This is a genomic window from Demetria terragena DSM 11295 (assembly GCF_000376825.1).
Classification (GTDB): Bacteria; Actinomycetota; Actinomycetes; order Actinomycetales; family Dermatophilaceae; genus Demetria; species Demetria terragena.
Map to the genome: position 1 here is coordinate 1,532,268 of NZ_AQXW01000004.1, position 13,409 is coordinate 1,545,676.

The 13,409-nt window shown below is 64.8% G+C and carries 14 protein-coding genes; 3 read left to right on the top strand and 11 right to left on the bottom strand.

Features of this window, described 5'->3' with window-relative positions:
• Window positions 1-116: 116 nt before the first annotated feature.
• The 4 genes from F562_RS0111610 to F562_RS0111630 form a co-directional block, all read right to left on the bottom strand.
• Window positions 117-623: an amino-acid N-acetyltransferase gene (locus tag F562_RS0111610; RefSeq protein ID WP_018157135.1), complete on the bottom strand. Its 507-nt coding sequence runs from the start codon at window positions 621-623 to the stop codon at window positions 117-119.
• Window positions 610-1,806 (bottom strand): LCP family protein, encoded by a 1,197-nt coding sequence (locus F562_RS20605; RefSeq protein WP_169333383.1) that lies wholly within the window; start codon window positions 1,804-1,806, stop codon window positions 610-612. The genes F562_RS0111610 and F562_RS20605 overlap by 14 nt, the downstream gene beginning before the upstream one ends.
• 106 nt (window positions 1,807-1,912) lie before the next feature.
• A complete protein-coding gene (locus F562_RS0111625) occupies window positions 1,913-4,462 on the bottom strand; it encodes an ATP-dependent Clp protease ATP-binding subunit (RefSeq protein WP_018157138.1) in 2,550 nt (849 codons plus the stop codon).
• A 199-nt stretch (window positions 4,463-4,661) separates the two neighbouring features.
• A complete protein-coding gene (locus F562_RS0111630; RefSeq protein WP_018157139.1) occupies window positions 4,662-5,111 on the bottom strand; it encodes a MarR family winged helix-turn-helix transcriptional regulator in 450 nt (149 codons plus the stop codon).
• A gap of 107 nt (window positions 5,112-5,218) precedes the next feature.
• Here F562_RS0111630 and F562_RS0111635 point away from each other — a divergent pair, with 107 nt between their 5' ends.
• Window positions 5,219-6,403, top strand: coding sequence for an MFS transporter (locus F562_RS0111635; protein WP_018157140.1), 1,185 nt, complete (start codon window positions 5,219-5,221; stop codon window positions 6,401-6,403).
• Between the two features lie 38 nt (window positions 6,404-6,441).
• On the opposite strand, the gene ku is transcribed toward F562_RS0111635, so the two are convergent.
• Window positions 6,442-7,239, bottom strand: a complete 798-nt coding sequence (gene ku / locus F562_RS0111640) for a non-homologous end joining protein Ku (protein WP_018157141.1) — start codon at window positions 7,237-7,239, stop codon at window positions 6,442-6,444.
• Between the two features lie 17 nt (window positions 7,240-7,256).
• Between ku and ligD (F562_RS0111645) the strand changes: the two genes are divergently transcribed.
• Window positions 7,257-8,207 carry a non-homologous end-joining DNA ligase gene (gene ligD, locus F562_RS0111645; RefSeq protein ID WP_026181218.1) on the top strand — a complete coding sequence of 317 codons (951 nt, stop codon included), beginning with the start codon at window positions 7,257-7,259 and terminating at the stop codon, window positions 8,205-8,207.
• Window positions 8,200-9,108 carry a non-homologous end-joining DNA ligase gene (gene ligD, locus F562_RS0111650; RefSeq protein ID WP_018157143.1) on the top strand — a complete coding sequence of 303 codons (909 nt, stop codon included), beginning with the start codon at window positions 8,200-8,202 and terminating at the stop codon, window positions 9,106-9,108. The genes ligD (F562_RS0111645) and ligD (F562_RS0111650) overlap by 8 nt, the downstream gene beginning before the upstream one ends.
• Here the strand turns inward: ligD (F562_RS0111650) and F562_RS0111655 are convergent.
• The 6 genes from F562_RS0111655 to F562_RS0111675 form a co-directional block, all read right to left on the bottom strand.
• Window positions 9,090-9,653: a (2Fe-2S)-binding protein gene (locus tag F562_RS0111655; RefSeq protein ID WP_018157144.1), complete on the bottom strand. Its 564-nt coding sequence runs from the start codon at window positions 9,651-9,653 to the stop codon at window positions 9,090-9,092. The two genes, ligD (F562_RS0111650) and F562_RS0111655, sit on opposite strands and share 19 nt — an antisense overlap.
• A 95-nt stretch (window positions 9,654-9,748) precedes the next feature.
• Window positions 9,749-10,078, bottom strand: coding sequence for a histone-like nucleoid-structuring protein Lsr2 (locus tag F562_RS0111660; protein WP_018157145.1), 330 nt, complete (start codon window positions 10,076-10,078; stop codon window positions 9,749-9,751).
• Between the two features lie 99 nt (window positions 10,079-10,177).
• Entirely contained in the window at window positions 10,178-10,357 is a 180-nt protein-coding gene (locus F562_RS18950; RefSeq protein ID WP_018157146.1) for a hypothetical protein, read from the bottom strand.
• Window positions 10,358-10,428: 71 nt separating this feature from the next.
• Window positions 10,429-10,941 carry a methylated-DNA--[protein]-cysteine S-methyltransferase gene (locus tag F562_RS21300; protein ID WP_018157147.1) on the bottom strand — a complete coding sequence of 171 codons (513 nt, stop codon included), beginning with the start codon at window positions 10,939-10,941 and terminating at the stop codon, window positions 10,429-10,431.
• Window positions 10,938-12,425: an AlkA N-terminal domain-containing protein gene (locus F562_RS0111670; RefSeq protein WP_018157148.1), complete on the bottom strand. Its 1,488-nt coding sequence runs from the start codon at window positions 12,423-12,425 to the stop codon at window positions 10,938-10,940. The genes F562_RS21300 and F562_RS0111670 overlap by 4 nt, the downstream gene beginning before the upstream one ends.
• Before the next feature lie 61 nt (window positions 12,426-12,486).
• Window positions 12,487-13,374: a Rossmann-like and DUF2520 domain-containing protein gene (locus tag F562_RS0111675; RefSeq protein ID WP_018157149.1), complete on the bottom strand. Its 888-nt coding sequence runs from the start codon at window positions 13,372-13,374 to the stop codon at window positions 12,487-12,489.
• Window positions 13,375-13,409 lie beyond the last annotated feature (35 nt).

Genomic DNA, 13,409 nt, shown 5'->3' on the forward strand with positions numbered 1-13,409 from the left:
ATCGGCGAACGGGTGCGTTTGGTTATCCACAGCCCCCTGTTGAGTCGGCGTGTCGTGCTAGTTGGACACGGGTCGAACTAGCACGACACGCCGACTCAGCGGGGCAGGGCCGCGGGTCAGAGGTCGAGGAGCATCCGAGTGTTGCCAAGTGTGTTGGGCTTGATGCGCTCCAGGTCGAGGAATTCGGCGACACCTTCGTCGTACGACTGCAACAGTTCGGCGTAGACCGCAGGCGCGACAACCTGACCTTCGATCTCTCGAAACCCATGGTGCGCAAAGAAATCCGTCTCGAACGTCAGGCAGAAGAGTCGAGACACACCGAGGTCACGGGCTTCCTGGATCAGAGTGCGCAACAGCAGCGAGCCCACCCCACGCCCCTTGACCGCCGGGTCGACGGCGACCGTACGAATCTCGGCGACGTTGTCCCACATCGCGTGCACCGCGCCGCATCCGACAATGCGCCCGTCGAGCTCAACGACCCGAAACTCCTGCACCGATTCGTAGTACGCGACAACGGGCTTCGGCACGATGGCTCGGCTCTCGACGTACGGCTCCACCAGGGCACGGATCGACCGCACGTCCCGAACAGTGGCTAGGCGGATCGAGGGATCAGAGGTTGCCATCAGCAAATCTGGCGAACGTGGCGCGTGCCTGCGCGGTCAGCGCGAGGTCGTTGCCGGCCGGCCGCGTGTCAGCAACAGCACGACCGACTCGAGACGGATTGATGACGTATGCCGTCGTGAACAGGGTGAGCACCTCAGCCACGGACAGATTGGTTTGGTAGTGACGGCTGGTCTTGGTCAGCAAGGGAGGCAACTTCGCGAGGCCCTGCGAACGCATGGTGGTCAGGGCTGCCATCATCACCAGGCCCTGGTTCGATGAGCGGTCAATGTCCCCGCGTGGCATGGTCTTTCGCTCGCGAGCCACCATCAGCATGTCCGGGCCGTTGAGCTTTTGAGTTCCGGGCTTGAGGTGTCGGATCTGGCGGTTCAGTGTGATTTCTACCCCGCCCATGGCCGTCACCGTCGCCGAGAATCCGTCCATGCTGGCCAGGAGGTAGCCCGAAATCGGCAACCCCGTCATCCGCGCCACTGTGGCCGTCTGTGCGCCAGGCCCACCGCGAGCCATCGCGGCGTTGACTTTGCCGACACCGCCAGTCGTCCGAGCGGTACGAGTGTCACGCGGAATGCCCAGAATGCCTCCACCACCAGTGCCATCAAGCCCAGCAATCTGTATGGCATCCGCCCGGGCACGCGCTACGGACTGCTGCGGTCGGGCGTCCGAGCCAAGCATCAGGACGTGCCGTTTGCCCCCGAGATACGGACCGGGAAGGCTCTTGCTCGGCCACCACCCGCCGACGATCTGCCAGCCCTTACTGGACTTGACGGCCAGGGTGGTGTCCTCGCCCTGGGCCAGGATGCCGACCTTGGTCCCCTTCCAATCGCCCGTGCTGGCTTTGCGCATCTCCGCAGCGGGCACCGTGCTGCGACCAAGTTTCTTGGCGACCGCTGGGGTGAACGCACCCGCCTTCGACGCCGGTGTCGCGGATCCAGAATCGGACTGTGAGCCCGACCCGGAGGCTGACCCGCTGGAGCTTGCGGTCGCGGACCCTTTGGAACCCGAGGATGACCGCCCACTCGATGTTGGGGAAGACTCGACACCGCTCGTCGCCCCGGATTCTGGCGCTGCAGTCGGCGCCGGAGCGGTCCTCTCGACGGACTCCCGCGACTCCTCGGCGTCGCTGCACGCCGCAAGGACCATCGCTCCGCTGATGAGGCCTGCCACGAGTCGGACGCGGTGAGTCATACCCCCACGGTAGTCCCAGAACGCGCATGAGAGCAGGCACCCAGACACAAGAATTCCCCTCAGCCGCACCAGGTGCAGCTGAGGGGAATCCTTAACGTGCAGTGACCTACTCGGTGCCGGTCGCGGCCTCGCCGTTCCCGGAGCCAGTGCTCGCGGCCTCATCGGCCAGGGAGTCTGGCGCCTCGGCGCGCGGCTCACCCTTGAAGCTGAAGGTCGAGGACTTGGAGTCACCGTCGGCATCGACGACGACGATCTCACCCGCGCCCAGTTCGCCGTAGAGGATCTTCTCGGACAGCATGTCCTCGATCTCCCGCTGGATGGTGCGGCGCAACGGCCGCGCACCCAGAGCCGGGTCATAGCCACGCTTGGCCAACAGATCCTTGGCGGTCTGCGTGAGCTCGATCGCCATGTCCTTGTCCTTAAGACGCTTGTCGAGCTTGGCGATCTCAAGGTCAACGATTTCGACGATCTCCTCCTTGCTCAACTGCGGGAAGACGATGGTGTCGTCGACACGGTTGAGGAACTCCGGCCGGAAGTGCTGCTTGAGCTCGTCCTGGACCTTGGCCTTCATCCGGTCATAGTCGGTCAGCGACTCACCGCCGCCGGCGAAGCCCAGCGAAATGCCCTTGGCAATGTCGCGCGTTCCGAGGTTGGTGGTCATGATGATGATGGTGTTCTTGAAGTCGACCACTCGGCCCTGGCTGTCGGTCAGGCGACCGTCTTCCAGAATCTGCAACAGCGAGTTGAAGATGTCGATGTGCGCCTTCTCGACCTCATCGAACAGCACCACTGAGAACGGCTTGCGCCGCACCTTTTCGGTGAGCTGACCGCCCTCGTCGTAGCCGACGTATCCGGGAGGCGAGCCGAACAACCGCGACACCGTGTGCTTCTCGGAGAACTCACTCATGTCGAGCGTGATGAGGCTGTCCTCGTCACCGAACATGAACTCCGCCAGCGTCTTGGCCAGCTCGGTCTTTCCGACTCCGGTCGGACCGGCGAAGATGAACGAACCGCCGGGCCGGCGTGGGTCTTTCAGGCCAGCACGAGTACGCCGGATCGCCTGCGAGAGCGCCTTGATGGCGTCCTCGTTGCCGACCACGCGCTTGTGCAGTTCCTCTTCCATGTGCAGGAGGCGGCTGGACTCTTCCTCGGTCAACTTGAAGACGGGGATGCCCGTCGAGGCGGCCAGCACCTCGGCAACCAACTCTTCATCGACCTCGGCCACGACATCCTGGTCGCCCGACTTCCATTCCTTCTCACGGGCCGTCTTGGCGTCGATGAGCTTCTTCTCGTCATCGCGCAAGGACGCAGCCTTCTCGAAGTCCTGGCCATCGATGGCCGACTCCTTCTCGCGGCGTACGTGCGCGATCTTCTCGTCGAACTCCCGAAGGTCCGGCGGAGCGGTCAATCGACGGATGCGCAGTCGCGCGCCCGCTTCGTCGATGAGGTCAATCGCCTTGTCCGGCAGGTGCCGGTCGTTGATGTAGCGGTCGGCCATGTTGACCGCGCCCACCAACGCGCCATCGGTGATGGTCACCCGGTGGTGCGCCTCGTAGCGATCGCGCAGGCCCTTGAGGATCTCAATGGCGTGCGGGATGGTCGGCTCGGCCACCTGAATCGGCTGGAAGCGGCGCTCCAGCGCGGCGTCCTTCTCGATGTGCTTGCGGTATTCCTCCAGCGTGGTCGCACCAATGGTCTGCAACTCACCACGGGCCAGCATCGGCTTCAGAATCGAGGCCGCGTCGATGGCGCCCTCGGCCGCACCAGCACCGACCAACGTGTGGATCTCGTCGATGAACAGGATGATGTCGCCGCGCGTGCGGATCTCTTTGAGGACCTTCTTGAGGCGCTCTTCGAAGTCACCGCGGTAGCGGCTGCCAGCAACCAGCGACCCGAGGTCGAGGGTGTAGAGCTGCTTGTCCTTGAGCATCTCGGGAACCTCACCGCGCACGATGTCCGCAGCAAGCCCCTCGACGACGGCGGTCTTACCGACACCCGGTTCACCGATGAGTACGGGGTTGTTCTTGGTACGACGCGACAGCACCTGCATCACGCGCTCGATTTCCTTCTCGCGCATGATGACCGGGTCGAGCTTGCCTTCGCGGGCGGCCTGCGTGAGGTTGCGGCCGAACTGGTCAAGGACGAGCGATCCCGCTGGCGTACCTTCGGGCTGGCTGCTCTGTCCGCCCACTCCGGCTCCGGCCGTTTCCTTGCCCTGGTAGCCAGCGAGCAACTGGATGACCTGCTGACGAACGCTGGCCAGGTCGGCCCCCAACTTGACGAGCACCTGGGCGGCGACGCCTTCGCCTTCGCGAATCAACCCCAGCAAAATGTGCTCGGTGCCGATGTAGGAGTGGCCGAGTTGCAGACCCTCACGCAGCGAAAGTTCCAGGACCTTCTTGGCGCGCGGGGTGAAGGGGATGTGCTGACCGGGCTGGGTCTGCTGGCTCTCCCCGATGATCTCCTGCACCTGTTCGCGGACAGACTCCAACGAGATGCCGAGGCTCTCCAGGGCCTTCGCCGCGACGCCCTCGCCCTCGTGAATGAGGCCGAGCAGGATGTGCTCAGTGCCGATGTAGTTGTGGTTGAGCATGCGTGCCTCTTCTTGGGCGAGCACCACCACTCGCCGGGCGCGGTCGGTAAACCGTTCGAACATGTTCTCTCCTCGTATGCCGAGTTCCGCGGTCCGGACACCTTGATGCTATGCCGTCACCATGGGGCTTGGCCCATCGTCCCCGGTTGTCGCTCTCGGGTTTCGTGGGGCACAACGCCGCGGGCGGGGCTCGTTGTTCCATCCGGGCGCCGACGTGGGGTGATTTCGCTGAGGGCGGAACGCGTACGCACCGGGGTTGAAGTCATGTACGCGCCGGGAGCCGGTGCAGCGCCTCCACCAACGGCGCGAGCTCAGGCTGCGCGCACGCAGCGTCGAGTGCTTCTTCGAGTGCCTGCCCGTGCGTCGGGCGAGCTTCCTCCAATGCGACCCGGCCGGCACCGGTCAGCTCGGTATAAATCCCCCGCCGGTCGTCGGCGCACAGAATGCGGGTGAGGATCCCGCGATCCTCCAACCGCGTCACCAGACGCGTCGTGGCGCTGCTGGACAGCGCTGCGGCCCTGGCCAGCTGCTGCATTCTCATGTGCCAGCCGTCTTGTCGGTTGAGCGCGTCCATCACGGTGAACTCGACGACGGACAGCCCGTGCTCGCGCTGTAGCGCGCGTTCCAGACTCGTCTCGATCAGCCCATGCAGCGCGGCCAGCGTGCGCCAGCCCTGGGCACGGATCTCCACAGCGTCATCAGCGATTCCCACCCCGTCACCATAGCAGCGATTTGCAACAACACGCGTCTGCAACTAGTTTGCTGCATGCGCTGTTATTTGCACACGCGCTTAATCTCGCTTTGGAGGTACCACCGCTCATGCCCATCGGACTGCTCGCCCTCGCCGCAGGTGGCTTCGGTATCGGACTCACCGAGTTCGTCATCGCCGGCCTGCTCCCCGAGGTCGCCGCCGACTTCGGAATCGACGAAGCCACCGCCGGATGGCTCATCTCCGGCTACGCCATCGCTGTCGCGGTTGGTGCCATCGTCATCACCGCTTCGGTGAGCCGCCTGCCCCGCAAGCAGGTGCTGCTCGCGCTCATGGCGTTGTTCATCGCTGGCAACCTGCTGTCCGCCCTGGCCCCGACGTACGCCGTCCTCATGGGCGGGCGCATCCTTGCCGCCCTCTGTCACGGTGCGTTCTTCGGCATCGGGTCAGTCGTCGCCGCCTCGATGGTCGCGAAGGAGAAGCAAGCTGGAGCCATTGCGTTGATGTTCGGCGGACTCACCGCCTCCAACGTGCTCGGCGTGCCCTTCGGCACCTTCATCGGACAGGCCTACGGCTGGCGCGCCACCTTCTGGGTGATCACCGGCATCGGCATCGTTGCCACCCTCGCGATCGCCGCCTTCGTCCCCGCGCCGCGTACCGACGAGCCTGCACCGCGCCTGCGCGCCGAACTCGGCGCTTTCCGCGCACCGCAGGTCTGGCTGTCGCTGGCCGTCACCGTCCTGGGATTCGGTGGCATGTTCGGTGCATTCACCTACATCGCGTTCACACTCACCGAGGTATCCGGCTTCGCGAGTTCGACAGTGCCATGGCTGCTGGTGGCCTTCGGCGTCGGGCTGTTCGCCGGAAATGCGCTGGGCGGCAAGGCTGCTGATCGATCCGTCCCGGTCGCCCTGACCGTGGCTCTGGCCGCACTCACGGTTGTCATGGCGTTCTTCGCCCTCACGGCGCAGGCGCAGGTCACCACGGTGATCTCGCTGGTGCTCATGGGCGGGTTCGGGTTCGCCGTCGTGCCCGGCCTACAGATGCGGATCATGACCTACGCCGGTGGCGCGCCGACGCTCGCTTCAGGCGCCAACATTGCAGCGTTCAACCTCGGCAACGCAGCGGGCGCCTGGCTGGGCGGCCTCACGATCTCTGCCGGGCTCGGATACACCTCGCCGCTGTGGGTCGGAGCCGGTGCGGCGCTCGCCGCGCTCCTGGTGCTGGTCGCCGCCGAGCGCCTCGCGAAGCGGGACGTCTCGACGCCTGCCGTGCAGGCAGAACTCGTCGCCTGACCTGCCTCACCGCATCCGTGGTGTGGTCAGACCGAACCTCAGCCGGCCTCTTCGCCGCGCCCCTTCTTGGCGCGTGCCACGCTCTGCTGGAGCGCCGCGAGCAGGTCGACCACTTCACCTCCGGAGTCCTCGGGCTCCGGAGCAGCCTTGACTTCCCCGCCTTCGAGCTTTGCCTCGACCACGGCGCGCACCGCCGCGGCGTAATCGTCTTCGTACTCGTCGGGAGCGTAGTCACCCGCGAGCGAGTCCACGAGCATCTGTGCCATCGCCTGTTCAGCCGGTTTGATCTCGCTCTCCGAGTCGGCGAGAACACCAAAGTCGGCAGCCCTGATCTCGTCTGGCCACAACAGGGTCTGCAAGGCGATGACGTCGTCCTTGACCCGCAAGACCGCGGGTGTCATCCGCGTCCGGAGCGACACCGTGACCAACGCGACTCGCTCGGACTGGGTGAGCGCCTCGCGCAGTAGGACGTACGGCTTCACTGCCGCAGCATCGGGTTCGAGGTAATAGCACTTGTCGAGCAGCAGCGGGTCAATCTGATCCGCAGGCACAAACTTGTCGACGGCAATCTCGCGGCTACTGGAGATCGGTAGGTCCGCAAGGTCCTCATTCGTGAGGACGACCATGTCGCCGTCCTCGGTCTCATAGCCCTTCGCGATCTGGTCGTACGGCACTTCCTCGCCGTCGACCGAGCAGACCCGCTTGTACTTGATCCGGCCGCCATCCTCTCGATGGACTTGCCGGAACTGCACGTCGTGATTTTCGGTTGCGGAGTACAGGCGGACAGGGACATTGACCAGGCCGAAGGACACCGCGCCTTTCCAGATGGCTCGCATGCCTCAAGAATGAACCCATGCGCCCCATGCTCGCCACCCCAGGCCCGATCGTGCCGCTCGGCACGGGTTGGTGCCATGAGGTCAAGTGGGACGGTATGCGCGCCCTTGTCGACGTACGCGCGGGACGTGTACGTCTCTCCTCCCGCACCGAGCGAGATGTCACGGTCGCCTTCCCCGAACTCGTGGCCGACGCCTCCGGCCTGAGCGCCTTCGACGACCTACTCCTTGACGGCGAGATCGTCGTCATGCGCGGCGGACGCCCTTCGTTTGCCGCCTTGGCCGAGCGCTTCAACGTCACCAGCGCCCGGGTCGCCGACCAGCTCGCCGCCCAGGCGCCGGTCACCTTGATGGCCTTCGACGTGCTGCGCGCGGCGGGCACCGACGTCACCTCCCGCCCGCTGCGACAACGCCGTCAGTTGCTTGAGGGCGCGGGGCTGGGCAGCGCCTGGGTCCAGGTGCCGCCGGCATTCGACAATGGCGCCGACCTTGTCACTGCCACGGCGGAGCAAGGGATCGAAGGCATCGTCTCCAAGAGGTGGGACTCGACGTACCTTCCTGGCCGACGCAGCGACGATTGGCGCAAGGTCGTGCACCGCAATACCGAGTCCTATGTCATCGGCGGTTGGCGCTACGAGGTTGATACGCGGGATCGGTTGGGCGCCATACTGATTGGAACGCCTGGTCCTGGAGGGCTCGCATTCCGGGGCCGGATCGGAAGCGGGCTCGCGGGGCGAGCTGGCGCGAACCTACTCCCCCGACTCCGCGAACTGAGGACCGAGAAGGTTCCCTTCGCCGATGACATTCCGACCGCGGATCGCCAGGGCACACAATGGGTTTCGCCTGAGATCGTCATCGATGTGGAGTTCCATGCCGTGACAGACGATGGGCGTCTGCGCCAGCCAAGCTGGAAGGGTATCCGCCCTGACCTCACTCCCGAAGACCTCCTTCCTCGGAGAGCCGATGCCTGAAACACCCGAGCAACTCCTTGTCGAGGTCGGTGGCCATCGCCTCAAGGTCGGAAACCTCGACAAAGTGATGTTTCCCAAGACCGACACCACTAAGGGCGAAGTCCTCAACTACTACGCCCAGGTCGCCTCAGTCCTGCTCCCCGTTCTGGCCGGACGGCCTGTCACCCGGGTGCGGTGGCCGCACGGCACCGGCGACATGTCGTTCTTCGAGAAGAACCTCCCCGGCGGGGTTCCACGCTGGATCGATCGGGTCACGATCGAGGGACATGGTTCGCGGAGCACTCGCGGTTCGGTGACCTATCCGCTGATTTCCGGCGTCGCTGATCTGACCTACTTTGCCAACCTTGCCTCCCTGGAACTCCATGTGCCGCAATGGAAAGTCGGGGAGAGCGGCATACCAACAGCCCCCGACCGCCTGGTGATTGACCTGGACCCAGGAGCCCCGGCCGGCCTGCATGAGTGTGCTCAGGTCGCCCTCCTGGTCCGGGACGAACTCACCGCAGCGGGTCTGCCCACGGTGCCGGTCACCTCGGGCAGCAAGGGCATGCAGGTCTACGCACCCTTGGACAGCACCTTGACCAGCCAGCAGGCAAGCGACCTGGCCAAGGCGCTCGCCGAGAAGCTTCAACAGTCCGAGCCAACACTGGTGGTTTCCCGCATGACCAAGTCTCTTCGCGCAGGCAAGGTCTTCTTGGATTGGTCACAGAACGTGGCAGCAAAGACCACCATCGCGCCATATAGCCTGCGCGGCCGCGATCGGCCGACCGTGGCGACGCCGCGTACATGGGACGAGGTCGAGCACGGCGCACACGACGCAGATGCGTTGCAGCACTTGGAGATCGACGAGGTCCTCGAACGTCTCACCGACCACGGCGACCTGTTTCAGAAGGGCCTGGGCTGACCTGACAGGGTCCGACGCGGGCAGCGTGCGCATTCGATGACACCAGGGAGCGGGTAGATGAAACAGCACGACGTACGTCGGGTCGACAGTGGCCAATCGGGATCGGCGGACGCGCGGGCTGAGTCCCAGGAGTCCCGGATCGATCCGGCCCGCAGCGCGCTTCCAAGTTTGACCTCGGGTCGATAGCCCGCGACGAAATGCTGTGCGTGCGCGTGGAATTCAGACGTGGCGCGCAGCCACCTGTCCTCGCTAGATGGCGCAGACTCCCATGCGGTCTCCGCAGACAGTTCGACCGCCACCGGGTAGCCGCCCACTGCCGATCGTCGGATTGCCATGTTCTCGGGCGCCAGGTCCAACTGGAGACCGACTGAAGCGACAGTGAGATGGGCACTCGCCCTCGCGACCGCCCCGAGGTACCACTGCAACACAAAGACCGCAGCCACCTGCTGCGGCGGCGGTATGGCGTATTGCCGTGCCAAATCTCTGGCACACTCCTGACGCCACTCCCGCGTGGGGTCGCCTCCAGCGTCCTGGCTGTTCAGCACCTCAGCACATCTCAGGTCAGGAGATTCGCGCCCCACAACGCACGAAAGCCAGCCGCTGGTGCGGCTGGCTTTCGTACAAAGGTCCTGAAGGGTGTTCAGCCGTTGGCCTTGTCGTAGGCGTCCTGGAGCTCTTGCGACACCCGGCCGCGGTCGCTGACCTGATAGCCGTTGGAGCGGCCCCACTCGCGAATGGCGCCAAGATCCGAACGCGATGCCCGGACGGGGGTTCGCCCACCGGTAGCGCGACGACCACCCACGCGACGGCCGTGGCCGACCCAGGTGGCCAGTTCATCGCGCAGCTTTGCCGCATTTGCGGCGCTCAAATCAATCTCGTAGGTCACACCGTCCAGCCCAAAGGTCACGGTCTCATCAGCGGTCTGGCCATCCACGTCGTCCAAAAGCTGAACGATGACTTTCTGAGCCATAATTACTCTCCTCAGAGTGTTCTAGTTGCTAGGCACGGTACGTAGATCTGGGCTAAGTACGTGTTAACAACAAACCGTACGCCTTCGGGCGGAACGTCGCTAGTCGGTGGTGTTATCTGGCGGGCGTGTTGTGGAAGATTCCTGCGCGCTTTCCCACTCCCGGACCGCCGAACGTTCCCGACGATCGGCTTCAAGGATGTGCTTCATCACGACGTAGAAGAGGTAGAGCAGGCCGACTGTGGGCAACAGGGCTGCGATGTACTTCCACAACTCTGACAACGTTGCGCCTCTCGCACGATTCGGGCTGACAACCGAGGATATCCCGGGCCCCCTCGAGCCTGCTGCTCGCCCTAGAACAGCGTGCTGCCTAGCCGTGAGCGTTCCAACTCCAGGAGGACCTTCTTATTCTCAATACCCCCGCCATAGCCGGTCAGATTTCCGCTGGCGCCGATGACGCGATGGCAGGGAACGATGATCGAGATCGGATTCTTGCCGTTCGCTAGGCCGACCGCCCGGCTCGCGCTGGGCCGACCGATAGCGGCGGCGAGGTCCCCGTAACTCCAGGTGTCTCCGTACGGAATATCACGCAAAGCATTCCATACGATCTGCTGGAACTCTGTGCCCTGCGCCTTCGTTGGAACACCAAATTCAGAACGCTCACCCACAAAATACTCGGCAAGTTCTCTGCCTGCCGCGACGAGCAGGTCATCGAATGGCGCATTCGGCCCGACCTCTGACATGTCGGGATAGTGCTTGCCAGCTCGCAGGTAGACACCCGAAACGGCATTTCCGTTGGCGACAACCAGTACCTGACCTACCGGAGTGTCCTCCAGGAGCAGGTGTCGAATCGTCGAGGGTTTCATGCGGTGGCCTCCTGAGGAATGTGGTTTATTTCATGGTCGCTGGTAGCCCAGAGGTGTTGTGTGGCATAGGCCCGCCACGGACTCCACGCTCGAGATATTCGGTCCAGAACGTCGCCTCGCAACGGCGCATTGATGGCGACAAGGCCAGCGCGAACTCCCAGATCGGTGGACGGAAAGGCGTCGGGGTCGCCCCACCCTCGCATCGCGATTGACTCGACTGTCCAGGGACCGATTCCGGGCATCGCATTCAGGCTGGCCCGGGTCTGTTCCGGATCGCACGCTGGCGACACGTCCACGCCATCGGCCAACTCGGCCGCGAGGTGAAGGACGGCCTGCCGTCGCTGTTTGGGCATCGCCAAATCTCTCGGGTCGATCTGGGCGACGATGTCCGGAGCCGGGAAAGTATGCGTGATGCCGCCCACCGGCTCGACAAGAGAGGTGCCATGTGACGCCACGACGCGGGCGGCCAGAGTTTGTGCGGCGCGCGTCGACACTTGCTGGCCCAGGACAATGCGTAGCGCCATCTCTGCCGCGTCGGCCGAACGCGGCACCCGACGTCCCGGGGCGGCGCGAACGAGCGGTCGCAAGGACGGGTCCCTCGCGAGCGTTTCGTCGATGGCTTCGGGGTCCGCGTCCAGGTCCAGCAACCAGCGGCATCGGCTGACGGCGCCACTCAAATCGCGTAGGTCCGCGAGCCAGAACCGAGCAGCCACGTGATCATCGTGCGGCGTCAGTGCCACCACGGCGGGCCCGTGGGCCAACCGCAGGGCTCGTCGGTATGCACCGCCTCGCCATTCCTCCACACCAGGAACGGCGGTCGCTGCCAGGTGGCCAAACAGGTTGTCCGGAAAGAAGGGCGGCCGGAACGCGAGTCGCACCGACACGTGGTGCCAGGCACCATCGGATTGCACCCCGGCACCACGCCGGCGCCGCGCGCGAAGTTCTCGAGGCGAGCACGCGTACACGTCCTGAAGCGTCTGATTGAACGCCCGGATGCTGCCGAAGCCGGCAGCAAACGCCACCTCGGCCATCGTCAAGTCGGTGGTGTCGATCAGCACCCGCGCGGCCTGCGCGCGTTGGCTGCGCGCCAACGCCAACGGACCCGCGCCTAGTTCGCCACGGACCTGGCGCTCGATCTGGCGCACGCTGTATCCCAACCGCTGGGCCAATCCTTCGACTCCGTCGCGGTCCACCACACCGTCGGCGATCAGGCGCATCGCACGCGCCACAACATCGGCACGGACGTTCCATTCCGGCGAGCCCGGTGTGGTGTCGGGGCGGCATCGACGGCAGGCGCGATACCCACCGGCTTGCGCGGCCGCAGCGCTGGGATAGAACACCATGTTGGTCTCGCGGGGAGTCATCGCCGGGCAGCTCGGCCGACAGTAAATTCCGGTCGACTTCACTCCCGTGAAAAACCATCCGTCAAAACGTTGGTCACGGGATCGCACGGCCCGAACCTGGGCCTCGGTGGTGAAGTGCATGACTTCAGTGTCCCGGCCCAACGGCAAAAGAACTAGCCGAAATCCGACATGGACCAGGCAGTCACGGCGTCCGGTCTCGCAGGGCCTCTCGCAGGGCACCGACATGTTCGTGCGGCACCCGTCGTCCGGCGATCGCGCGCTCAGCTGTCGCGCGCGCCATCGTGCGGTACGCCTCCGCCACCTGCGGAGCATCGCGCTCCAATGCCTCAAGATGGCCCACCACGGTGCCCACGTCACCCCGCGAGACGGGGCCGGTCAAGGCTCGATCACCACGCTGAAGCACGTTATCGAGGCTCGCCTCCATCAGGGGCCGCAAGACCCGCTCCGGGTCGTCGACTCCCACGGTGCGGAGAATCTGCATCGCCTGTGTTACCAGGGTGATCGTGTGATTGGCGGCATGAGTCAGCGCCGCGTGATAGGTCACCCGGTCCCCCGGTGGGAGGGCGAACGGTTCTCCTCCCAGATCCATCACGATCGACTGTCCAACAGCTAGACCTTCTGCCAATCCAGTGACAGCACAAGGAGTTCCGACCAATCGATCAATGTCTTTGGCCTCACCACTGAAGGTCATGGCCGGGTGCAAGGCGAAGACCAACCCGCCGCGCTCCGTGACCGGGGCAAGCGGCTCAAGGCCCAACGCACCGGCGACATGGGCCACGATCTTGGGCTCGTCGAACAGTCCGAGAGTGGCGAATCCCCTGATGACAGAGGCGATCTGGTCATCCGGAATGGTGACCAGAATGAGATCCGCGCGCCGGACCACCTCATCGGGCGAAACGATCGGAACTCCTGGAAGGAGTCCTTCTGCGCGCTGCACGGACGCATCGCTGACCGCGGAAACCGCGACCACCAGGTGCCCCGCGTCACGCAGCCCTGCGCCGAGGACGGCGCCAACCCGTCCGCACCCCACCACCCCAACGCGCAACGTGGGGCGAGCTCCTTCGTCCATGTGGGACTCCTTCACACCATCCGACTGCGAGGCAC